Raw genomic sequence first — 20,900 nt, 5'->3', positions numbered from 1 at the left:
CTTGTTGTTTCAAAGCCGAACCTGAGCCTGCTGCGATGAACGCCACCTCGCGTCACGCAGCGCCGCTCCGGGTTGAGGTGCTTCCACAGCCAGCCTTGCAGCTGGCTGTGTCGTTTCTGGCCCTGCTGGCTGCGGCTTCGCTGTCGGCGGCTGGGGTTGCGCATCAGTTGGTGTCCGCGTGGCATTCGGTTTGGGTCTTGCCTCTGTGCGCCGCCCTGGGCTGGCGTGTGGCGCGTGTGCGGCCGCGCTTGTTGCTGTGGGATGGCCAGAGCTGGCGCTTGCACGAGCGCGAGGCATCGGGAGCGCCGCGCGACCCGGGTGTGGAGCTTCGGCTGGCCGCAGTCTTTGATTTCGACGACTGGCTGCTTCTGCGGGCGCAGCGTGTGGACGCTGCAGCGCCTCTGCTGCAGCGACTGCGCTGGCATTGGGTGCCGCTCTATCTCCCACTGAGCCGGCGCCGGCAGCCGGGAGTGTGGGGCACATTGCGGGCGACCCTGTTTGCCGCTCGCGCCAGCCAGGATGGGCAGAGCACACGCGGGGCGCGGGATCAGCCCCCTGGAGGCGCAGGTCCTGCGACCTGAGGCGTGGCGGCCGCTGATTCCGGGGTGACTTTCGCAAGCCGGCTTGGGCCGCTGCCATCATCAAACGCAGCCGGTCGAGGCTGGCGCGCCATGCCGTGCTTGCTGGCAGTGGCGGCTTGTCCGCCCGCTTGTCCGATCGCAGCACACGCTGCATTTGTTTACCTGTTCTTTGCATTCGTCCACCCTTGAAATCAAGTCGCCTGGTCCCAAAATCGCCAGCTGCTGTCTCAGGTTCAACGCCCTGGCCGCGTTGGTGGGTTTTTCTCTGGTGAACACTTCGAGTCCAACCATGTCCTTTCTGTCTCTTGCCCGTCCGTCCTTGTCGCGCTGGTCGCGAGCCTTGCTCTCTGCCGGCGCTCTGTCCCTGAGCCTCAGCCTGCTGCCCGATGTCGGCCATGCCCAGGCGCGCGAGCTGCCGGACTTCACCGAGCTGGTCGAGAAGGTCGGCCCGGCGGTGGTGAACATCCGCACCTCGGAGCGCCTCAAGGCCAATGCCCAGGGCATGCCCGAGATGGACGAGCAGATGCTGGAGTTCCTGCGCCGCTTCGGCATGCCCGCGCCCAACCAGCGCCGTGGTGCCCCACGCGGCGGCGGCGACAACGAAGATGCACCGCAGCGCCGCGGCGTCGGCTCGGGCTTTGTGCTCAGCGCTGATGGCTATGTGATGACCAATGCCCATGTGGTGCAGGATGCCGACGAGGTCTACGTCACCCTGACTGACAAGCGCGAGTTCAAGGCCAAGCTGGTCGGCGCCGACCGCCGCACCGATGTGGCCGTGCTCAAGATCGAGGCGAGCGGCCTGCCGGCAGTGAAGATCGGCGATGTCGGCCGCCTCAAGGTCGGTGAATGGGTCATGGCCATCGGTTCGCCCTTTGGCTTCGACAACAGCGTCACCGCCGGCATCGTCAGCGCCAAGGCGCGCGACACGGGCGACTTCTTGCCCTTTATCCAGACCGATGTGGCCATCAACCCGGGTAATTCGGGTGGCCCGTTGCTGAACATGCGCGGCGAGGTGGTAGGCATCAACTCGCAGATCTACAGCCAGTCCGGCGGCTTCATGGGCATCTCCTTCTCGATCCCCATCGATGAGGCGATCCGCGTGTCCGAGCAGCTGCGCAGCCACGGCAAGGTGGTGCGCGGCTTCATCGGCGTGACGCTGGAAGATGTGAGCAAGGATGTGGCCGAGGCCATCGGCCTGGGCAAGCCGCATGGCGCCGTGATCCGCAGCGTGGTGGCTGGCGGCGCGGCCGACAAGGCCGGCATCGAAGGCGGCGATGTGATCACCAAGTTCGACGGCAAGACGATCGAGAAGGTCAGCGATCTGCGTCGCGTGGTGGCCGGTCTCAAGCCGAACAGCAAGGCCGTGGTCCAGGTGTTCCGCCGCGGTACCTACAAGGACCTCAACATCACCATCGCCGAGATGCCCAATGAAGAAGCACGTACTTCGGCGGGCGTCGACGGTGACGGCAAGCCCTCTGCCGGCCCGGCCAGCGCCTTGGGCTTGCAGCTCGGTGAGTTGAGCGAGGCGCAAAAGCGCGAGCTCAAGCTCAAGTCGGGTGTTCGCGTGGAGGCGGCCATCGGCGTGGCCGCACGTGCAGGCCTGCGCGAGGGCGATGTCATCCTGTCGGTGGACAACACCGATGTCAGCAGCGTCAAGCAGGTGCAGGCCGTGCTGGCCAAGCTGGACAAGGCCAAGGTCATCAATTTGCTGGTGCGCCGCGGTGACCTGACCAGCTTTGTGCTGCTGCGCCCGGCTCGGTAATCTGGCCGTTTAATCCACGCTGGCGACAGTGCCAAGACCCGGTATGCCAGAGCGGGCTGCCGGGTCTTTTCATATGGCGGAAGCTGCTCACCTGCCGGGCCACGCGGCAGGGCAGGGTGGCGGATTTCGATTCCTGTCGCTGTCGGCTAGAATCCGGAGTTCGCCTGGCCTCTTTGCGGCCGGCGAAAGACGTAAACACGAGTCAAGCGTGACGAAAATGCCGGGCCGACGGAGGCGCAGGCGGGCGGGCTGCAAGGTTTTCAAAAACCATGCCAGCGCGCCTTGATAAGCCTGTGAATAAGTTGTGGACAAAATCCATGTTGGCGGGCCGCAACGACGGGCAATCCCGGCGGGGCGCGGTTTCCAGACAGGACCTTTTGGCTACAATGGAAGCCCAACAAGCAGTTGCCATACCTTTTGTTGGAAGGCGCGTCACCGTTTCGACGTGCCTTTTTTTTACCCGCCGTTCGGCCTTTGTGTGGCCATCACATCGCGCCGCGATTGAGAGCTTGCGCTGCCCGGGCTCCCGCCCTTTGTGACTCCAGCCCAGCTCAGTCTGTAAAAGCATGAACCACATCCGCAATTTCTCCATCATCGCCCACATCGACCACGGCAAGAGCACGCTGGCGGACCGCATCATTCAACGCTGTGGCGGTCTCTCGGACCGCGAGATGGAAGCGCAGGTGCTGGACTCGATGGACATCGAGCGCGAGCGCGGCATCACCATCAAGGCCCAGACCGCAGCCCTGCAGTACACGGCCAAGGACGGCAAGACCTACAACCTCAACCTGATCGACACGCCCGGGCATGTGGACTTCTCGTACGAAGTGAGCCGCTCGCTGTCGGCCTGCGAGGGCGCGCTGTTGGTGGTGGACGCCAGCCAGGGCGTGGAAGCACAGACCGTCGCCAACTGCTACACCGCGCTGGACCTTGGCGTGGAAGTGGTGCCGGTGCTGAACAAGATGGACCTGCCCAGCGCCGATCCGGACAACGCCAAGGCCGAGATCGAAGACGTGATCGGCATCGACGCCACCGACGCCATCCCCTGCAGCGCCAAGACCGGCATGGGCATCGATGAAATCATCGAGGCCGTGATCGCCCGCATCCCGCCGCCCAAGGGCGTGGTCGAGGCGCCGCTGCGCGCCATGATCATCGACAGCTGGTTCGACAACTACGTCGGCGTGGTGATGCTGGTCCGCGTGGTGGACGGCACGCTGCGCAAGGGCGAGCGCATCCGCATGATGGCCACCAATGCCATCTACCCGGCCGAGCATCTGGGCGTCTTCTCGCCCAAGTCCGAAAAGCGCGATCAGCTCAATGCCGGTGAGGTGGGCTTTGTGATTGCCGGCATCAAGGAGCTGCAGGCTGCCAAGGTCGGCGACACCATTACGCTGGAAAAGAAGCTGCCCAACAACCTCGGCCCGGCCGAAGAGGCCTTGCCCGGCTTCAAGGAAATCCAGCCCCAGGTGTTTGCCGGTCTGTATCCGACCGAATCGAGCGAGTACGACCAACTGCGCGATGCGCTCGAGAAGCTCAAGCTCAACGACTCTTCGCTGCGCTACGAACCCGAAGTCTCGCAGGCGCTGGGCTTCGGCTTCCGCTGCGGCTTCCTGGGCCTGCTGCATATGGAGATCGTGCAGGAGCGTCTGGAGCGCGAGTTCGACCAGGACCTGATCACCACCGCGCCCAGCGTGGTCTACGAGGTGGTGCTGGGGGATGGCACGGTGATCGAGGTGGAGAACCCCTCGAAGATGCCCGAGGTCGGCAAGATCGCCGAGATCCGCGAGCCCATCGTCACCGTGCACCTCTACATGCCGCAGGACTATGTCGGCCCGGTCATGACCCTGGCCAACCAGAAGCGCGGCACGCAGATCAATATGGCCTACCACGGCCGCCAGGTCATGCTGACCTATGAAATGCCGCTGGCCGAAATCGTGCTGGACTTCTTCGACAAGCTGAAGTCGGTCTCGCGCGGCTACGCCTCCATGGACTACGAGTTCAAGGAGTACCGCGCCTCCGATGTGGTCAAGGTCGACATCCTGATCAACGGCGACCGCGTCGATGCTCTGTCCATCATCGTCCACCGCGCGCAGAGCCAGTTCCGCGGCCGCGCCGTGGCGGCCAAGATGCGCGAGCAGATCCCGCGTCAGATGTACGACGTGGCGATCCAGGCTGCCATTGGCGCCAACATCATCGCCCGCGAGAACATCAAGGCGATGCGCAAGAACGTGCTGGCAAAATGCTACGGTGGCGACATCACCCGCAAGCGCAAGCTGCTCGAAAAGCAAAAGGCCGGCAAGAAACGCATGAAGCAGATCGGCTCCGTCGAGGTGCCTCAAGAAGCATTCCTGGCCATCCTGCAAGTGGACGACTGACCGCCGTCGCCCGGCCTTCTTTCTTCTCCCTTCCTCCCAACCAAGCGATCGATTGATGAGTGCTCTGACCGGAATTCTCTACGCGGCCCTGGTCGCTTACCTGGGCGGCTGGTACACCGGCTACTGGAGCGGCAACTTCTCCCTTCTGCTTTTCATCCTGACCGTGGTCACGCTGGCCTACTGGCTGGCCGAGCGCTTTCATTTCCAGCCGGCCCGAGCTCGTGCCGCCCAGGCCCTGCTCGATGCCGATGCCCAGCGCCGCCAGACCCTGGCCGCCCAGGGCATCAGCCGTGTCGATGGGGATGTCGAGGCGGCACGTCAGCAGATCCTGCAGCAGCCCTGGTGGATGGATTGGACTGCCGGCTTGTTCCCGGTCATCCTGGCCGTGTTCTTTCTGCGCTCTTTCTTGTTCGAGCCGTTCAAGATCCCCTCGGGTTCGATGGTGCCGACCCTGCTGGTCGGTGACTTGATCCTGGTGAACAAGTTCCACTACGGCGTGCGCCTGCCGGTGATCAACAAGAAGATCATCTCCAACAACGAGGTCAAGCGCGGCGACGTGATGGTGTTCCGCTGGCCGGTGGACACCAGCGTGGACTTCATCAAGCGCGTGGCGGCCATCCCCGGCGACGAGGTGGCCTACCTGAACCAGAAGCTCTACATCAACGGCAAGCCGACCGAAGTCCAACCCCAGGGTGACTTCTACGACGAGAGCTCGATGACCTACCGTCCGCGCTTCCTGGAGAAGCTGGGCGAGAAGGAGCATCAGATGCTGGTCAACCCACAGGCGCAGCCCATCTTCCAGCCCAACCGTCCGGATGGCCCGTTCCCCTACCAGGACCAGTGCAAATACACCATCGAAGGCGTGCGCTGCACGGTGCCGGCGGGTTACTACTACATGATCGGCGACAACCGCGACAACTCCGGGGACTCGCGCTTCTGGGGCTTTGTGCCCGATGAAAACATCGTCGGCCGGGCCTTCTTTGTTTGGATGAATTTCGGTAACCTCAAGCGCATTGGCCCCTTCCATTGAGGCGGCCTGAACGGCGGGGCTGCGGTCTCGCCCGGCAAAGATCCGGTTTGAAACTTCAGGGAGAGGACGTTTCGATGCTTCGTCGTCAGTCAAATCCAGGCCAGCGTTGCCATTCGGGTGCCCAAGCGCGATCACAGCGCGGCATCAGCCTTCTGGGTCTGCTGTTCTGGGGTGTTCTGCTCGCCTTCGGTGGCGTGGTGATCGCCCGCGTCATCCCGACCGTGCTGGAGTTCTACACCATTCAACGTGTGGTCGATCGCATTGCTGCGGCCAACCCGGCCACCGTGCCGGCCGTGCGCGCCGAGTTCGAGCGCGCTCAGCAGGTTGAATACTCCATGGTCAGCATTTCCAGCCAGGATCTGGTGATCAGCAAGGACAACGAGAAGCTGCAGATCAGCTTCGCCTACGACAAGCAGGTCGATCTGGCCGGCCCTGTCTATCTCTTGATCAAGTACCAGGGCAAGTCCCGTTGATGGCGTTTTCGCCGCTTCGGTCGCTGGCGCCCGCATTTTCAACGTCTGTGTCCGCATGAGTAGCAGTGCTGCGCCTCTTCTCGCCTTGCAACAACGCCTGGGTCATCGCTTCAGCAAGCCGGAGCTGCTGAGCCGCGCCCTGACGCACCGCAGCTTCAGCAGCGATCACAACGAGCGCCTGGAGTTCCTCGGCGACGCGGTGCTGAGCCTAGCCGTCTCCAGCCTGCTGTACGAGCGCTATGCCGGCTCCGACGAGGGCGACCTGACCCGCATCCGCGCCCACCTGGTGCGCGAAGACAGCCTGCACCGCCTGGCGCTCGATCTGGGTCTGCCCCAGGTGCTGCGCCTCTCGGATGGCGAGGCCAAGGGCGGTGGCGCGCAGCGCCCCTCCATCCTGGCCGACGCCCTCGAAGCCATCATCGGCGCCACCTTCATCGACGCCGGCTACCCGGCCGCGCTCGAGGTGGTGCGCAAGATGCTGGGCGATTTGCTGGCCGGTGCGGCCACCGACCGCTGGGCCAAGGATGCCAAGACCGCGCTCCAGGAGATGCTGCAAGCCCGCCGCCTCGCCGTACCCACCTATCGCATCACCGACACCCGCGGCCAGGCCCATGCCCAGACCTTTGAGGTTGAGTGCGTCGTGCCTGCGCTGAAGCTGGCCACGCGCGGCGAGGGCCGGTCCCGCCGCATTGCCGAACAAGAAGCCGCCCGTCGCCTGCTCGACGAACTGATTGCCCTCGACAAGCCAAGTTCTGGCTTGCGCGACAAGGAGCGGCCCCGCGCCGACACCCCATGACCCACACCCCCACCACGCCGGACGACGCCACTTCGCCTGAAGCTTCGTCGGCCTCTCCTGCACCCGTCGTCACCTATGCCTTGCCGCCCATTCCCGCGGCCGGCTCGGGCGCGACCTCGCTCTCGCCCGAGGCCGCAGCCGCCGCGCAAGCCAGCGGCGGCAAGATGGCCGACGGCACGCCCCAGCGCTGTGGCCTGATCGCCATCGTTGGCCGGCCCAATGTCGGCAAGTCGACCCTGCTCAACGCCCTGGTCGGCCAGAAGGTCAGCATCACCTCGGACAAGGCGCAGACCACGCGCCACCGCATCACCGGCATGCGCACGGTGGACGAAGCGCAGTTCGTGTTCGTGGACACGCCCGGCTTCCAGATGAAGTACAACGCGGCGCTCAACCGCAACCTGAACCGCACCGTGCACGGCGTGCTCGGCGATGTGGATCTGGTGCTCTATGTGCTGGAAGCGGGCCGCTTCGGCCTGGACGATGCCAAGGTGCTGTCCCTGCTGCCGCAGGACAAGCCGGTGGTGATGATCGCCAACAAGCTGGACGCCGTGCAGCGCCGCGCCGATCTGGCCCCCTGGCTCAAGAGCATGCAGGAGCGCCGCAACTTCAGCGAATTCGTGCCCCTCTCGGCCAAGAAGGACGCCGATGTCCAGCGCCTCTTCAAGATCCTCAAGCCCTACCTGCCCGAGCAGGGCTGGTTCTACGACGGCGACGCGCTGACCGACCGCAGTGAGAAATTCCTGGCCAGCGAAATCATCCGCGAGAAGCTGTTCCGCCTGACCGGTGACGAGCTGCCCTACACCTCGACCGTGATCATCGACAAATGGGAAGACGAGGGCGAGCTGCGCCGCATCTCGGCCTCCATCGTGGTCGAGCGCGATGCTCACAAGGGCATGATCATCGGCCAGGGCGGCGAGCGCCTCAAGCGCATCGGCTCCGAGGCGCGCCAGGAGCTGGAGCATCTGATGGATGGCCGTGTCTTCCTGGAACTCTGGGTCAAGGTGCGTTCGGGCTGGGCCGACAGCGAAGAACATTTGCGCACCTACGGCTACGAGTGAAGCCGCTGGCGTGCTTCTCGTTTGACCGGTTTGACCGGCGGCCCGTTCGCTGATGGCCCGCGGCGCGCGCGCACCTGCGGTTCAGCAGGCTTTTGTGCTCCACCAGTACGACTGGAGCGAGTCCAGCCTCATCCTCGACCTTTTCACCCGTGAGCAGGGGCGTCTGGCCGTGGTGGCCAAGGGCGCCAAGCGGCCGTACTCGCAGCTGCGCGCGGTGCTGCTGCCCTTTCAGCGCATCCAGGTCACCCTGTCCAAACCGGCCAAATCCACGGATGGCAACCCGGCCGAGGTCGTCACCCTGCGCGCGGCCGAATGGGCCGGCGGCAGCACCTTGCCGGCCGGCGCCGCGCTGTTTTCGGGCTATTACCTGAACGAGCTGCTGCTCAAGCTGCTGGCCCGGCAGGATGCCCATCCGCTGCTCTTCGAAGCCTATGCCCAGACCTTGCCGCAGCTGCATGCCAACGAGGATGCGCAGTCGCAGGCGGCGCTGCGCGCGTTTGAGCTGCGCCTGCTGGTGGAGACCGGCCTGCTGCCCGACCTCAGCGTCGTGACGTTGACGCAGGCGCCATTGCAGCTGGAACGCAGCTATGGTCTGGCTGCCGAGGCCGGCATTCAACCCTTGTCCGTCGAAGCAGGCGGCCTGGATGGCAGCACCTGGATCCATCTGCAAGCCGCGCTGCTGCACGGCAGCATGGCCGCACTGCAGCAGGCCTGCGCTCCGGTCTTGCCGCAGCTCAAGTCAGCGCTGCGCGGCCTGCTTCACTATCATCTGGGCGGCAAGCCGCTGCGCACCCGCCAGGTGATGCTGGATGTGCAGAAGCTGCTCGACTGAAGCTTGGGCGCAGCCCCGGCCGCCCTGACTGATATTTGCTGGAACTGGAAACGATGAACCCTTTGCTCGCTCCCGAGGCCTCGGCCGTCCATTCGCACGGCCAGCGCTGCGCCTTGTCGGTCAATGTCAACAAGGTGGCCTTGCTGCGCAACACACGACACCTGGGCATTCCCGGCGTGCTGCGCGCGGCCGAGGCCTGCTTGCTGGCCGGGGCCCAGGGCATCACCGTGCACCCGCGCCCCGACGAGCGCCACATCCGCCCGGCCGATGTGCGCGAGCTGGCGGCGCTGATGAAGCAGTGGCCGCATGCCGAGTACAACATCGAGGGCAACCCGACCCAGAACCTGATGGACTATGTGCGTGAGCTGCGTCCGCACCAGGTGACTTTTGTGCCTGACAGCGAGGACCAGTTCACCTCCGACCACGGCTGGAACCTGCCGGCCGATCGCGAGCGCCTGGCGCCGCTGATCGCGGAATGCCAAAGCCTGGGCGTGCGCGTCAGCCTCTTCATGGACCCGTTGCCCGAGGCCATGGCCCATGTGGCCGCGTTGGGCGCCGAGCGCATCGAGCTCTACACCGAGACCTTCGCCAGCGCCTTCGGCACTGCCCGCGAGGCCGAGGTGCTGGCCGGCTTCACCCGCACGGCCGAGGCCGCCCTGGCCCAGGGCCTGGGCATCAACGCCGGCCACGACCTCAACCGCGACAACCTGAGCCTGTTCCTGCGCGCCGTGCCCGGTGTGCGAGAGGTGTCCATCGGCCATGCCTTGATCGCCGATGCCCTGGAGCTGGGCTACACCGAGACCGTGCGCGAGTACCTGCGCAGCATCCAGCGCGCTTACGCAGCCTGAGCACCGACATGAGCAGCAAGAAGCCGGCATTCCTCGACCTGCGCCCGGCCGAGCCCGACGATGCGCTGCGCATCGCTGCCTTGGCGCGCTGGGTCTGGCTGGACCGTTATGCCGCCGAGGGCGGCGTCAACAGCACGGTGGCCGAGTACCTGAAGCGTGATTTCGACGAACAGCTGCTGCGCCAGTCCATCGATCTGAATCGTCACTGGGTGATCGAGCGGGGCGACACCTTGTTGGCCTGGGCGCATCTGGACGACAGCGCGGTCTGCCCGGTGGCTGTGTCCGGCCAGGCGGTCGAGCTCAAGCGGCTTTACGTGGCGCCGCACAGCCAGAACCAGGGCCTGGGCTTGAAGCTGCTGCACCAGGCGCGCCAGACCTGGCCCGAGCGTTCGCTGTGGCTCAGTGCCTGGATCGGCAACGAAGGCGCTTTGCGTTTCTACCGCCGCGAAGGTGCCAGCCTCTGGGGCGAGGCCTGGTTCGAACTGGGCGGCCAGCAGCATCGCAATGAGTTGCTGGGCTGGGCACCGCTGGAGCCCGAGGCATGATTTACGGCATCGGCACCGATGTCTGCGACATCCGCCGCATGCGCGAGACCCTGGCGCGGCGCGGCGAGCGCTTCGCGGAAAAAGTGCTGGGTCCGCAAGAGCTGGAGGTCTTTCGCGCCCGCCGTGCGCGCGCCGAGAGCCGGGGCCTGAGTTTTCTCGCCACCCGCTTCTCCGCCAAGGAGGCCTTCTCGAAAGCCATCGGTCTGGGCATGCGCATGCCCATGAACTGGCGCGACTGCGAGATCCTCAACGCGCCCAGTGGCAAGCCCGAGATCCGCCTGCATGGCGAGCTAGCCCGCTGGTTTGAAGCCCAGGGCCTGCGCGCCCTGGTCAGCGTCAGCGACGAAACCGATTACGCGACCAGCTTTGTGGTGGTCGAGACCCTGGCCTGAAGCAAGGCCGCAGGAAGACGGACAAAGACGGACAAAGACGATGGAAGTAAACCTGCAACACGCCCCCGTGGTGCTCGATGTCGCCGGCCTGAGCCTGAGCGAGGCCGAGCGTGTGCGCCTGCGCCACCCCCTGGTCGGCGGCCTGATCCTGTTCGCCCGCAATTTCGAGAGCCGCGCCCAGCTGCTGGCGCTGACGGCCGACATCAAATCCATCCGACCGGATGTGTTGATCTGTGTGGACCATGAGGGCGGCCGCGTGCAGCGTTTCCAGACCGATGGCTTCACCCACCTGCCGGCCATGCGTCGGCTCGGCGAGTTATGGATGGAGGATGCGCTGCAGGCCACCGCGGCGGCCACGGCTGCCGGGTTCGTGCTGGCCGCCGAGCTGCGCGCCTGTGGCGTGGACTTCAGCTTTGCCCCGGTGCTGGACCTGGATTACGGTGAGAGCTCTGTCATCGGCACCCGCAGCTTCCACCGCGACCCACGCGTGGTGGCCTTGCTGGCCAAGAGCCTGCAGCATGGCTTGTTGCTGGCCGGCATGGCCAGCTGCGCCAAGCATTTCCCGGGTCATGGCTACGTCAAGGCCGACTCTCACACCGAGGTGCCCGTGGACCGGCGCAGCCTCAAGGCCATCCTGGCCGAGGATGCGAAGCCGTTTGAATGGCTGGTCATGAGCACCGGCGCGGTGATGCCGGCCCATGTGATCTACCCCAAGGTCGATGCCCGCCCGGCCGGATTCAGTGCCCGCTGGTTGCAGGAGGTGCTGCGTGAGCGCCTGGGCTTTGGCGGCGCCATCTTCAGCGATGACCTGGGCATGGCCGGCGCCCGCGTGCTGGAAGGGCGTGCGATCGGCTACGTGGACGCGGCGCTGGCGGCCCTGCAAGCCGGTTGCGATCTGGTGCTCTTGTGCAATCAGTCGAATGTCGACGGTGGCCGGGCCTTGGATGAATTCCTGGACGGCCTGCAAGCCGCACAGGCCCGCGGCGACTGGCAGCCCAGCGCCGAGAGCGAGGCCCGCCGCGCAGGCCTGCTGCCGCAATCGGCGCCGCTGACCTGGGACGAGCTCATGCATGAACCGGCCTACCATCAGGCCTTGCAGACTCTGCCTTGAAGCCGGGGGCTGCGGTCATGAACAAGGATGCCGGCGTCGCTCCTGCGATGGCTGATGCAGCCAACGCTGCCAGTGCGGCTAACGCGGCCGACCCCCGGCCCGAGCCGCCCGTGGCACCCGACCTGGACGCCTGCTGCGGCAATGGCTGCGACCCCTGCATCTTCGACCTGCACGATCTGGCCATGGACCAGTATCGCCAGGCCCTGAGGGCCTGGGAGGCGCGGCAGCGAGCGCAGTAGCGGGGACGCGCTTCCGGCCCCCGCCACTGAAACACTCAGCGTTTGAGGTTCTTGCCGCTCGCTTCCATCTCCATGTCCACCTTCATGTTCATCACCGGCTTGCCCGGCGCTTGCATGCGCATGTTCATGGCCAGGTTCATGGCCTGATTCAGGACCAGGCGGTCGGCCACGCGCCAGCTCATGCGGCCTTGGCCCTGGCCCGAGGCGGTCATCAGCGGCGCGGCCGGCGCGGAGGCGGTGGCATCCGGGGCGCTGGCGGCCGAGCTTGCAGCGGCGGCAGCAGCCACAGCGGCTTCGGCCTTGTCATCGTTCATGGCCATGGTGATGTTCACGCCGACGTCGAAATCAGCGACGCCGTTTTCCAGCTTGACCAGGGTGTAGCGGCCCAGCATCTTCAGGTCCATGCCCGGGCCCTTGGGAATTGGCAAGGCCATGTCCAGCGGCATCTCGGCCGATTCGCCGACCTTGAGGCGGCGGCCTTCCAGGGCGCTCATGCTGCTCAGCAATTGCTTGAGCAGCCCTTCGGACAGGCCGCTGCTCGCGGCATCCATGCCGGCCATCTTCATGGACTGGAAGCTGCCGGTCTTCTGGTTCAGCTTGGCGTCGATCTTGATGTCGACCGTGGCCTTGGGCGGGCCCACGCGCTCGCCGGCGGCATTGCTCATCTCCAGGGGCAGGCTCTTGCCGCGCAGCTGAAGCTGGAAGTTGCCTTGCTTGTCAGCGGCCGTGGTCGTGACTTGCTGGTCGAACTCGCTGCGCATGCTCATGGGCATCTTGGCGGCCTGCATGGCCTGCTCCATCTTGGCGCGCTCTTCCTCGCTCATGCCCTCGAAGGGCTCCATGCGCATGTCCATCTTCATGCGCATGACCGAATGGATCTGATGGCGTTGCTGGGGCAGGGGGAAGAAGCGCAGTTCCACTTCGTTCGTGGCGGCGCTGGCGATTGCCGCGGCAGCGGCCTTGGGCTTGGCCGAGGCGGCTTGAGCGGTCGGCAGCAGGCCGGCGCTGAGGATCAGCAGGGCGCTCAAGCCGTGGGTCAATAGGCTGCGCTTGGGGTGTTGAGACGTCAACATGATGGACAAGACTCCCTCGGGTGAGTGTGATGGGGTGCTTAGGGGAAAGGCCTGGTTGGTGCGTGCGCTGAAACCCGGTCGAAAAAAAGCCGCCTGGCTGGCGGTGCAGCGAGGCGGCATTGTCGGCGGGGCGGTCTTGGCTGCCCAGCCCTCTAAAGGGCGAGAGCTTCGCGCCGGGGCTCGGGGCCACGGCGCGCCTCTTTCCTCTTTTTACTTACTGCTCAAAAGGCAGCTTGAACTGCGAGAGGTCCTTGCGGGTCTCGACCAGCACCAGCGGGCCTTCGTCCAGGGCAACCATGGGCGGGCGCACGCGCGGCACATGGACCGGCTTGGGCTCGGCCGCAATGGCTTCCTGGGCGGCGCGGATCTTGTCCGCGTCGGAGTTCACCCATTGCAGACCGCTGGAGGCGGCGATGGCGTGCAACTCGTCCATCGGCAGGGCGAAGACCGGGGCCGGCGCTGCCACGGGAGCGGCTGGCGCGGCGGCAGCCGGAGCGGGGGCAGGTGCAGCGGCCGGCGTCGCGGCTGCTGCAGCGTCGCTCGCTTCCGGTGCCAGGCTCAGTTGCACCGGTGCGGCCGCAGGGGCCAGGGCCTCTGCGCTGTCGCCCTGGGTGGCTGCGTGTTCGCTGCTCTGGCCTTCGGCCAGGTCGTCACGGCGCTCGCGGCGGCCACGATCGCGGCCACCACGGCGGCGGCGGCCTTCCTGGCCCTCACCCGCTTCGGGGCGATCGCCAGACTCGTGGCTGCCAGCTTCAGCGGCGGTGCCGTTGGCGCTATCGCTGCCGGCTCCGCTCTCGGCCTCGCTGGCTGCCGCTGCCTTGGGCTCAGCGCCCTCGGCCGTGTCGGCGCCTTCAACCGCTTCACCGGCTTCGACGTTGCGACCCTCTTCGCGGTCACGGCCACCACGGCGGCGGCGGCGGCCACGGCCTTGACGCTCTTCACCGTTGGCGCCAGCGGCAGCCTCGGCGCCGTTTTCACCAGCGTTCAGCGCGCCTTCGGGCACGGTGTCGACGAAGTCGGCGGGGGTGTCGTTCAGGCTGGCGGGCAGGGCGGCAGCGGCTTGCTGCTGCTCGGCATTGCGCTCGACGCGCTCACCACGTTCGGCGCGCTCACCGCGCTCGCTGCGTTCGCCACGTTCCGGGCGATCACCGCGCGGGCGGCGGCCATCCGGACGCTCTGCACGTTCCGGGCGTTGGCCTTCGACGCCTTCCGGGCGCTCGGCGCGCTCAGGGCGGCGGGCGCGTTCCGGACGCTCGGTGCGCTCGGGGCGGCCCTCTGCACGCGTTTCACCGCGAGCTTCCGAGCGGGGCTCGTTGCGGCCTGCGCCTTCGCGCTTGCCGTTGCGATCGCCACGCTCGCCACCACGCTCACCACCGCGCTCACCACCGCGCTCGGCGCGGCCACCACGGCCACCGCGGGCGCCGTCACGGCCACCTTCACGCTTGCGCTCACCGCCTGCTGCTGCAGCAGTGCTGCCTGCAGCCGGCTTGGCGGCAGCAGGGGCCGCGGCCGGGGCTTCTGCCGGGCCACCGAACAGGCTCTTGATCCAGCCGAAGAAGCCACCGCCAGCGGCCGGGGCTGCGGCCACCGGTGCTGCGGCCGGCGATGCGGCGCGTGCTGCCGGCTCGGCCTTGGGGGCCGGTGCCGTGGGCATGGGCGCGGGTTGCTCGGGCAGGATGCCCTTGATCACCGGCTCTTGCTTGCTGCGGCCCTTGTCGCTGTCGCCACGACGGGTGATGCCCACCTCATCGGTCGGCTCCTCGATCATGGTGTAGCTGGCTTGCAGGTTTTCCAGGCGTGGGTCGTCGTGGCGCAGGCGTTCCAGCTTGTAGTTGGGCGTGTCGAGGTGCTTGTTGGGCACCAGCAGCACGGTGACGCGCTGCTTCAACTCGATCTTGGTGATCTCGGTGCGCTTCTCGTTCAGCAGGAAGGAGGTCACTTCCACCGGCACTTGCACGTGCACGGCGGCGGTGTTGTCCTTCATCGCCTCTTCCTGGACCATGCGCAGGATCTGCAGCGCCGAAGACTCGGTGTCGCGGATGTGGCCGGTGCCGTTGCAGCGCGGGCAGGTGATGTGGTTGCCTTCGCTGAGGGCCGGGCGCAGGCGCTGGCGGCTCATTTCCAGCAGGCCGAACTTGCTGATCGATGCGAACTGCACGCGGGCGCGGTCATTGCGCAGGGCGTCGCGCAGGCGCTGCTCGACTTCGCGGCGGTTCTTCGACTCTTCCATGTCGATGAAGTCGACCACGATCAGGCCGCCCAGGTCGCGCAGACGCATCTGGCGCGCGATTTCATCGGCGGCTTCGAGGTTGGTGCGGGTGGCGGTCTCTTCGATGTCGCCGCCGCGGGTCGAGCGGGCCGAGTTCACGTCCACCGACACCAGCGCTTCGGTGTGGTCGATCACGATGGCGCCGCCCGAGGGCAGGTTGACCGTACGGCTGTGGGCGGTTTCGATCTGGTGTTCGATCTGGAAACGGCTGAACAGCGGCGCGTCGTCGCGGTAGCGCTTCACGCGATGGCCCTGGTCGGGCATCACGTGGTTCATGAACTGGTGGGCCTGTTCGAACAGGTCGTCGGTGTCGATCAGGATTTCACCGACATCGGCGGTGAAGTAGTCACGGATCGCGCGGATCACCAGGCTGGATTCCTGGTAGATCAGGTAGGCGCCCTTGCCACCCTTGGCCGCATCGTCGATGGCGGTCCAGAGCTTGAGCATGTAGTTCAGGTCCCACTGCAGCTCGGCGGCGGAACGGCCGATGCCGGCGGTGCGGGCGATCAGGCTCATGCCCTTGGGGTATTCGAGCTGGTCGAGGTTTTCCTTGAGCTCTTCGCGGTCTTCGCCCTCGATGCGGCGGCTCACGCCACCGCCGCGCGGGTTGTTGGGCATCAGCACCAGGTAGCGGCCGGCCAGCGAGACGAAGGTGGTCAGGGCTGCGCCCTTGTTGCCGCGCTCTTCCTTTTCGACCTGGACCAGCAGTTCCTGGCCTTCCTTGATGCAGTCCTGGATGCGCGCCGAGCGCACGTCCACGCCTTCACGGAAGTATTGCCGGGCGATTTCCTTGAAGGGCAGGAAACCGTGGCGGTCTTCGCCGTAATCGACGAAACAGGCTTCGAGCGAGGGCTCGACGCGGGTCACGACCGCTTTGTAGATATTGCCCTTGCGCTGTTCGCGGCCTTCGATTTCGGTCTCGAAGTCGAGCAGCTTTTGGCCATCAACGATTGCGAGGCGCCGTTCTTCCGGCTGCGTCGCATTGATCAGCATGCGTTTCATTTGACATCACTCCTCGCGCGCGGCCGTCGGGTTTCTGGCCCGAGCGGTTCGCGCGCTCACACATCGCGTCACCGCGGCGGCGTCAATCCGGAAGGACCGAAGCCGGGCGGCGACTCATCGATGCACGGGCGATGCGGAGGAACCGAGGAAGGAATCGCCCTGGACTGACCCTGATCGCCACCGGTGTGGGTGGACGCTCAGTGGGCCAGCGTTGGCGCGTGCGGCGCAACAGGCGGCGCGGAGGCCCGCTCCCATGAACGCGCAGCGCGGGCGCCAAAGGCCCGGGGATGCTGCGCGGCCCGGCCACGGCGGCGCGCCAGCCTCGCCGGCGCGGGGCCGGGGCTGCATGCAAAGCGGTGGGGGGTGGGGGGAGTGAGGGAAATCATCCGCGAGGACTGTTGGACGCGAGCAGCAGGCGGTCTGACTCTTGATCGACCGGCCTGCCGCCGTGGAATACCTTGTCTGCTGCCCCATGCGCCCCGCGATTCAAAGGTCGGCGGCGCCCATACGGCGTGGTTCGTTCTACATCGCTCTGCCACACACACTCAGCCGCCGCCGTGTCACTTGGGGACAGGGCCCGCCGCTGGGCATTTGTGTTGCATCACCAGTTGTTGATGGGGTTCAAGACCACGTGCTTGACGGGCATCAAGCCCCATCGCCACCTCGCCGCCGTGGCCCTGACCTGAGTCTGGCCTTGATTCCTGCCCGATCCTGCGCGGGCCTGAGCCCGGGTAAAATCAGAAAAATCAAATACTTACGGCAGTAACGTGGTGAGCAACATTATAAGGGCTAAAGCCAGAGCACCGGCCGCCACAGAAACCCGGAAGTCCGGCCCCAAATCGGGCGCTGCCAGCGCTGCCAAAACACCCGGCCGGGCCACCGACAAAACCGCCCGCCCGGGCAACAAGGCGCCGGCCCGAGCCGGCGGCCGCCGAGCCGGCCCCTTGCTGGGCGAGCGGGTGCCGGTGAAGCCCGGAGCGCGCCCATTGGGTACGTCGGCGGCGCCGGTGGCTTCGGCGCGAAAGCCGGCAGCCGACGCCACAGCCCCGCTGCCGCCCTCGGCCGCGCAGGTCCGGCGCGTGGTGATCGACGACGGTTCGGCCGGCCAGCGCTTGGACAACTTCCTGCTGCGCGAGCTCAAGGGCGTGCCCAAAACCCATGTCTACCGCGTCATCCGGGCCGGCGAGGTGCGGGTGAACAAGGGCCGGGCGCAGGCCGACACACGGCTGGAGCTCGGCGATGAGGTGCGCATCCCGCCGGTGCGCCTGCCCGAGCGGGCAGCGGAAGCCGCGGGGGAGTACGTGCCGCCGCGCGAGTTCCCGGTGGTTTTTGAGGACGATCACCTGCTGGCCATCAACAAGCCGGCCGGCGTGGCCGTGCACGGCGGCTCGGGCGTCAGCTTCGGCGTGATCGAACAGCTGCGCCAGGCCCGGCCGCAGGCCAAGTTTCTGGAGCTGGTGCACCGTCTGGACCGGGAAACCTCGGGCCTTTTGCTGATCGCCAAGAAACGCAGCGCCCTGGTCGCGCTGCAGGATCAGTTTCGCGAGCGCGAAACCGGCAAGACCTACGCCGCCCTGGTGGCCGGGGTCTGGCCAGCCAATCTGAAGGTGATCGACGTGCCCTTGCTCAAGTTCGTGGGCAGCGATGGCGAGCGCTGGGTGAGGGCGGTGACGAATTCACATGATCCACAGGCGGAGCAGGCCAAGCGTTCGATCAGCCTGGTCAAGGTGGCCCAGGCCCTGAATGGCTACAGCCTGCTGGACGTGACCATCAAGACCGGCCGCACGCACCAGATCCGCGTGCACCTGGCTCACGGCGGCCATGCCATCGTCGGCGACCCCAAGTACGGCGATTTCGAAGCCAACCGGGCCCTGGCGCGCGGCGAGCACCGCTTCGAGCGCATGTTTCTGCACGCCCAGCGTCTACGCTTCAACCACCCGGCCCGCGAGGGCGAGGAGATCGAGCTGCTGGCACCTCTGCCCGAGGAATGCCAGCGCTTGGTCGCGGCTTTGAGTCGAAAGTAGTTTGATGAACCAAGACCTGGATTTTCGGGACGAGCGCCGGGCCGCCCCAAGCCGGCCCGGTACGGCGATGTTCGTGCCGGTCGAACCGGCACGAATCGCCGTCCCCTCGGGGGACCGACCAAGGCATGCCTTGGGCGAGGGGCATCCATGACTCGGCCTCAGCGTTTCGATTTGATCGCGTTTGATTGGGACGGCACCCTGTTCGACTCCACGGCCCTGATCACCCGCAGCATCCAGAACGCGGCCGAAGACCTGGGTCTGCCGCGGCCCAGCGACACGCAGGCCAGCTATGTGATCGGCATGGGCTTGCAGGCGGCCATGGCGCATGCGGTGCCCGATCTGCCTGAGGCGCGCTTTGCCGAGATGGGCGAGCGTTTTCGCCACCATTACCTGGCGGCCCAGCATGAGGTGATTCTGTTTCCCGGGGTGCCGGAGATGCTGGCCGACTTGCAGGCCCGCCACCACTGGCTGGCGGTCGCCACCGGCAAGAGCCGCCGCGGCCTGGACGAGGCCATGCGCGCGGTCGGCCTGGACCAGCTCTTCGATGGCAGCCGCACTGCCGATGAAACCCGCAGCAAGCCCCATCCGCAGATGCTGCTGGAGCTGATGCGCGAGTTCGGTGCGGAGCCCGAGCGCACCTTGATGATTGGCGACACCACCCATGACCTGCAGCTGGCGCTGAACGCCGGCTGTGCCAGCGTCGGGGTCAGCTACGGCGCCCACGATCACCGCAGTTTTGCCGAGTTCCAGCCCCTGCATGTGGCCCACAGCGTGGCTGACTTGCAGCAATGGCTGCTGCAGCATGCCTGAGGGCCGGTGGTCCGCCGACCTGTCCTGATTTCAGCCTTGATGGATTTGAACAAGAAGCCCTCGATGAGCCTCCCGCCCAGCCTCACCCCACCGCCGTCTTCGGAATCGCCACAAGCCGAGGGCCTGCCTTTGTGCAGCTCCGAGGCGCTGCAGGAGCGTGGCCGCGCCCACACCTTTGATGTGCAGCAGTACCGCGAGCCGGCGCGGGCCTTTGCCTTGCGCTTCGATGGCAAAGTGGTGGCCTATCTGAACCGCTGCGCCCATGTGCCGACCGAGATGGATTGGCAGGAGGGCGAGTTCCTTGATGGCGACAAGCAGTACATCATGTGCTCCATCCACGGCGCGGTGTACGACCCGCTGACCGGCCGCTGCGTCACCGGCATGTGCGGCCGCATGGGCCTGACCAAGATCGAGGTGCAGGAGCGCGAGGGCGTGGTCTATTGGTATCCTTCCCGAGACACCCGCCCTGCAGCGTCGGCACCCAAAGCCGAGTAGGCTGACAGTCAAACCAAGCGACCCCGGATCGATTTGGCCCTTTTTGCGGCCTTTTTCGGCCCTCTTCGGGGCCCGCCCCGAACGAACACTCTGAACAGAACGAGCCGTACCCCAAGATGAGCAACCATGACGAACTGCCGCGGCCGATTGCGGACCCGGTGATTGAAGGCGCTCCGCTGGCGAGCGAGCCGGCCGCGCGGCCTGGCCCTGCGACAGCAGCGGCCGCCGCTGCGGCCAGCCCGGCCTCCGGCGCCGTAGCGTATGAGCCTTTGCTGGCCGAATTTGCCCGTGAGTACCTGCGTGACCGCCGCAGCGAGCGCCGCTGGCGGCTGGTCTTCCGCCTGTTCTGGTTGTTGGCGCTGGTGTTCGCTGCCTGGTTGCTTCTGTATCCGCCGCATTTGCACCGGCCGAGCAACAACACGCCGCACACCGCCTTGGTCGAGGTGCGCGGCGAGATCGCGGCCGACACCGAAGCCAGCGCCGAGCTGATCCTGTCGGCCTTGAAGGACGCCTTCGAGGACCCCGGCTCGCAGGCCGTGGTGCTGCGCATCAACTCGCCCGGCGGCAGCCCGGTGCAGGCCGGCATCGTCTACGACGAAATCCAGCGCCTCAAGGCCTTGCATGGCAAGAAGGTGTTTGCCGTGGTCGAGGAAATGTGCGCTTCGGGCGCCTACTACATCGCCGCGGCCGCAGACGAGATCTATGTGGACAAGGCCTCGGTCGTGGGCTCGATCGGTGTGCTGATGGACGGCTTTGGCTTCACCGGCCTGATGGGAAAGCTGGGCGTCGAGCGCCGCCTGCTCACCGCCGGCGAGAACAAAGGCATGCTGGACCCCTACAGCCCGGTCTCGCCCAAGCAGCAGGCGTTCGCCCAGGCCATGTTGAACCAGATCCACCAGCAGTTCATCGCCGTGGTGCGAGAAGGCCGCGGCAAGCGCCTCAAGGAAACGCCGGAGATGTTCTCCGGCCTGTTCTGGAATGGCGAACAGGCCGTCAAGATGGGCTTGGCCGATGAGTTCGGCAACCTCGACTACGTCGCCCGCGAGGTGGTCAAGGCCGAGGAAGTGATCGACTACACGCCGCGCGAGAACGTGGCCGAACGCCTGGCCAAACGCTTCGGCGCCGCCCTCGGCGAAGGTGCGGTCAAGGCCGCGCGAGGCGGTTTAAGCATGCGCTGAATCGCGG

At 66.3% G+C, this 20,900-nt stretch carries 19 protein-coding genes; 17 read left to right on the top strand and 2 right to left on the bottom strand.

The features are described 5' to 3' along the window. Positions 1-35 precede the first annotated feature (35 nt). The 13 genes from C1O66_RS09615 (at position 36) to C1O66_RS09555 (ending at position 12,042) form a co-directional block, all read left to right on the top strand. Complete coding sequence (locus C1O66_RS09615) at positions 36-581, top strand: hypothetical protein (protein ID WP_102767675.1); 546 nt, start codon at positions 36-38, stop codon at positions 579-581. A gap of 289 nt (positions 582-870) precedes the next feature. Further along, positions 871-2,343 (top strand): DegQ family serine endoprotease, encoded by a 1,473-nt coding sequence (locus C1O66_RS09610; protein ID WP_102767674.1) that lies wholly within the window; start codon positions 871-873, stop codon positions 2,341-2,343. Positions 2,344-2,909: 566 nt separating this feature from the next. Further along, complete coding sequence (gene lepA, locus C1O66_RS09605) at positions 2,910-4,718, top strand: translation elongation factor 4 (RefSeq protein WP_102767673.1); 1,809 nt, start codon at positions 2,910-2,912, stop codon at positions 4,716-4,718. A 55-nt stretch (positions 4,719-4,773) separates the two neighbouring features. Next, complete coding sequence (gene lepB / locus C1O66_RS09600; protein ID WP_102767672.1) at positions 4,774-5,748, top strand: signal peptidase I; 975 nt, start codon at positions 4,774-4,776, stop codon at positions 5,746-5,748. Positions 5,749-5,822: 74 nt separating this feature from the next. Beyond that, positions 5,823-6,221, top strand: a complete 399-nt coding sequence (locus tag C1O66_RS09595; RefSeq protein WP_102767671.1) for a DUF4845 domain-containing protein — start codon at positions 5,823-5,825, stop codon at positions 6,219-6,221. Positions 6,222-6,276: 55 nt separating this feature from the next. Then, on the top strand, positions 6,277-7,017 hold the full coding sequence (rnc, locus tag C1O66_RS09590) for a ribonuclease III (protein ID WP_102767670.1): 741 nt from the start codon (positions 6,277-6,279) through the stop codon (positions 7,015-7,017). Beyond that, positions 7,014-8,075 carry a GTPase Era gene (gene era, locus C1O66_RS09585; RefSeq protein WP_102767669.1) on the top strand — a complete coding sequence of 354 codons (1,062 nt, stop codon included), beginning with the start codon at positions 7,014-7,016 and terminating at the stop codon, positions 8,073-8,075. Before rnc ends, era begins: the two co-directional genes overlap by 4 nt. A 52-nt stretch (positions 8,076-8,127) precedes the next feature. Continuing rightward, positions 8,128-8,907, top strand: a complete 780-nt coding sequence (gene recO, locus C1O66_RS09580; RefSeq protein WP_102767668.1) for a DNA repair protein RecO — start codon at positions 8,128-8,130, stop codon at positions 8,905-8,907. Between the two features lie 53 nt (positions 8,908-8,960). Then, complete coding sequence (locus tag C1O66_RS09575) at positions 8,961-9,755, top strand: pyridoxine 5'-phosphate synthase (protein ID WP_102767667.1); 795 nt, start codon at positions 8,961-8,963, stop codon at positions 9,753-9,755. Between the two features lie 8 nt (positions 9,756-9,763). After that, positions 9,764-10,300 carry a GNAT family N-acetyltransferase gene (locus C1O66_RS09570; RefSeq protein WP_102767666.1) on the top strand — a complete coding sequence of 179 codons (537 nt, stop codon included), beginning with the start codon at positions 9,764-9,766 and terminating at the stop codon, positions 10,298-10,300. Beyond that, positions 10,297-10,692, top strand: coding sequence for a holo-ACP synthase (gene acpS / locus C1O66_RS09565; protein WP_102767665.1), 396 nt, complete (start codon positions 10,297-10,299; stop codon positions 10,690-10,692). The genes C1O66_RS09570 and acpS overlap by 4 nt, the downstream gene beginning before the upstream one ends. A 40-nt stretch (positions 10,693-10,732) precedes the next feature. Beyond that, positions 10,733-11,803 (top strand): beta-N-acetylhexosaminidase, encoded by a 1,071-nt coding sequence (gene nagZ, locus C1O66_RS09560; RefSeq protein ID WP_102767664.1) that lies wholly within the window; start codon positions 10,733-10,735, stop codon positions 11,801-11,803. Positions 11,804-11,820: 17 nt separating this feature from the next. Then, complete coding sequence (locus tag C1O66_RS09555) at positions 11,821-12,042, top strand: oxidoreductase-like domain-containing protein (RefSeq protein WP_243392758.1); 222 nt, start codon at positions 11,821-11,823, stop codon at positions 12,040-12,042. Positions 12,043-12,077: 35 nt separating this feature from the next. On the opposite strand, the gene C1O66_RS09550 is transcribed toward C1O66_RS09555, so the two are convergent. Then, the gene (locus C1O66_RS09550) at positions 12,078-13,115 is read right to left on the bottom strand and encodes a hypothetical protein (RefSeq protein ID WP_133155155.1); all 1,038 of its coding nucleotides are present in this window, start codon (positions 13,113-13,115) and stop codon (positions 12,078-12,080) included. Between the two features lie 214 nt (positions 13,116-13,329). After that, entirely contained in the window at positions 13,330-16,386 is a 3,057-nt protein-coding gene (locus C1O66_RS09545; RefSeq protein WP_102767662.1) for an Rne/Rng family ribonuclease, read from the bottom strand. A gap of 1,007 nt (positions 16,387-17,393) precedes the next feature. Here C1O66_RS09545 and C1O66_RS09540 point away from each other — a divergent pair. From C1O66_RS09540 to C1O66_RS09525, 4 genes are all read left to right on the top strand, one after another. Further along, a complete protein-coding gene (locus tag C1O66_RS09540) occupies positions 17,394-18,410 on the top strand; it encodes an RluA family pseudouridine synthase (protein ID WP_243392757.1) in 1,017 nt (338 codons plus the stop codon). A gap of 147 nt (positions 18,411-18,557) precedes the next feature. Further along, complete coding sequence (locus tag C1O66_RS09535) at positions 18,558-19,220, top strand: HAD family hydrolase (protein WP_102767661.1); 663 nt, start codon at positions 18,558-18,560, stop codon at positions 19,218-19,220. Positions 19,221-19,283: 63 nt separating this feature from the next. Next, a complete protein-coding gene (locus tag C1O66_RS09530) occupies positions 19,284-19,715 on the top strand; it encodes a Rieske (2Fe-2S) protein (RefSeq protein WP_102769571.1) in 432 nt (143 codons plus the stop codon). A 116-nt stretch (positions 19,716-19,831) separates the two neighbouring features. Continuing rightward, positions 19,832-20,893, top strand: a complete 1,062-nt coding sequence (locus C1O66_RS09525) for a S49 family peptidase (protein WP_102767660.1) — start codon at positions 19,832-19,834, stop codon at positions 20,891-20,893. The last annotated feature ends 7 nt before the right edge of the window (positions 20,894-20,900 follow it).

The organism is Paucibacter aquatile (genome assembly GCF_002885975.1).
Lineage (GTDB): Bacteria > Pseudomonadota > Gammaproteobacteria > Burkholderiales > Burkholderiaceae_C > Paucibacter_A > Paucibacter_A aquatilis.
The sequence above is the reverse complement of the archived record's forward strand: the minus strand, read 5'-3'. Positions and strand labels throughout refer to the sequence as shown.

Bases quoted from the DNA above. Each gene is read 5' to 3' on its own strand.
- C1O66_RS09615 (WP_102767675.1), top strand. From the start codon at position 36: ATGAACGCCACCTCGCGTCACGCAGCGCCGCTCCGGGTTGAGGTGCTT.
- C1O66_RS09610 (WP_102767674.1), top strand. From the start codon at position 871: ATGTCCTTTCTGTCTCTTGCCCGTCCGTCCTTGTCGCGCTGGTCGCGA.
- lepA (WP_102767673.1), top strand. From the start codon at position 2,910: ATGAACCACATCCGCAATTTCTCCATCATCGCCCACATCGACCACGGC.
- lepB (WP_102767672.1), top strand. From the start codon at position 4,774: ATGAGTGCTCTGACCGGAATTCTCTACGCGGCCCTGGTCGCTTACCTG.
- C1O66_RS09595 (WP_102767671.1), top strand. From the start codon at position 5,823: ATGCTTCGTCGTCAGTCAAATCCAGGCCAGCGTTGCCATTCGGGTGCC.
- rnc (WP_102767670.1), top strand. From the start codon at position 6,277: ATGAGTAGCAGTGCTGCGCCTCTTCTCGCCTTGCAACAACGCCTGGGT.
- era (WP_102767669.1), top strand. From the start codon at position 7,014: ATGACCCACACCCCCACCACGCCGGACGACGCCACTTCGCCTGAAGCT.
- recO (WP_102767668.1), top strand. From the start codon at position 8,128: ATGGCCCGCGGCGCGCGCGCACCTGCGGTTCAGCAGGCTTTTGTGCTC.
- C1O66_RS09575 (WP_102767667.1), top strand. From the start codon at position 8,961: ATGAACCCTTTGCTCGCTCCCGAGGCCTCGGCCGTCCATTCGCACGGC.
- C1O66_RS09570 (WP_102767666.1), top strand. From the start codon at position 9,764: ATGAGCAGCAAGAAGCCGGCATTCCTCGACCTGCGCCCGGCCGAGCCC.
- acpS (WP_102767665.1), top strand. From the start codon at position 10,297: ATGATTTACGGCATCGGCACCGATGTCTGCGACATCCGCCGCATGCGC.
- nagZ (WP_102767664.1), top strand. From the start codon at position 10,733: ATGGAAGTAAACCTGCAACACGCCCCCGTGGTGCTCGATGTCGCCGGC.
- C1O66_RS09555 (WP_243392758.1), top strand. From the start codon at position 11,821: ATGAACAAGGATGCCGGCGTCGCTCCTGCGATGGCTGATGCAGCCAAC.
- C1O66_RS09550 (WP_133155155.1), bottom strand. From the start codon at position 13,115: ATGTTGACGTCTCAACACCCCAAGCGCAGCCTATTGACCCACGGCTTG.
- C1O66_RS09545 (WP_102767662.1), bottom strand. From the start codon at position 16,386: ATGAAACGCATGCTGATCAATGCGACGCAGCCGGAAGAACGGCGCCTC.
- C1O66_RS09535 (WP_102767661.1), top strand. From the start codon at position 18,558: ATGACTCGGCCTCAGCGTTTCGATTTGATCGCGTTTGATTGGGACGGC.
- C1O66_RS09530 (WP_102769571.1), top strand. From the start codon at position 19,284: ATGAGCCTCCCGCCCAGCCTCACCCCACCGCCGTCTTCGGAATCGCCA.
- C1O66_RS09525 (WP_102767660.1), top strand. From the start codon at position 19,832: ATGAGCAACCATGACGAACTGCCGCGGCCGATTGCGGACCCGGTGATT.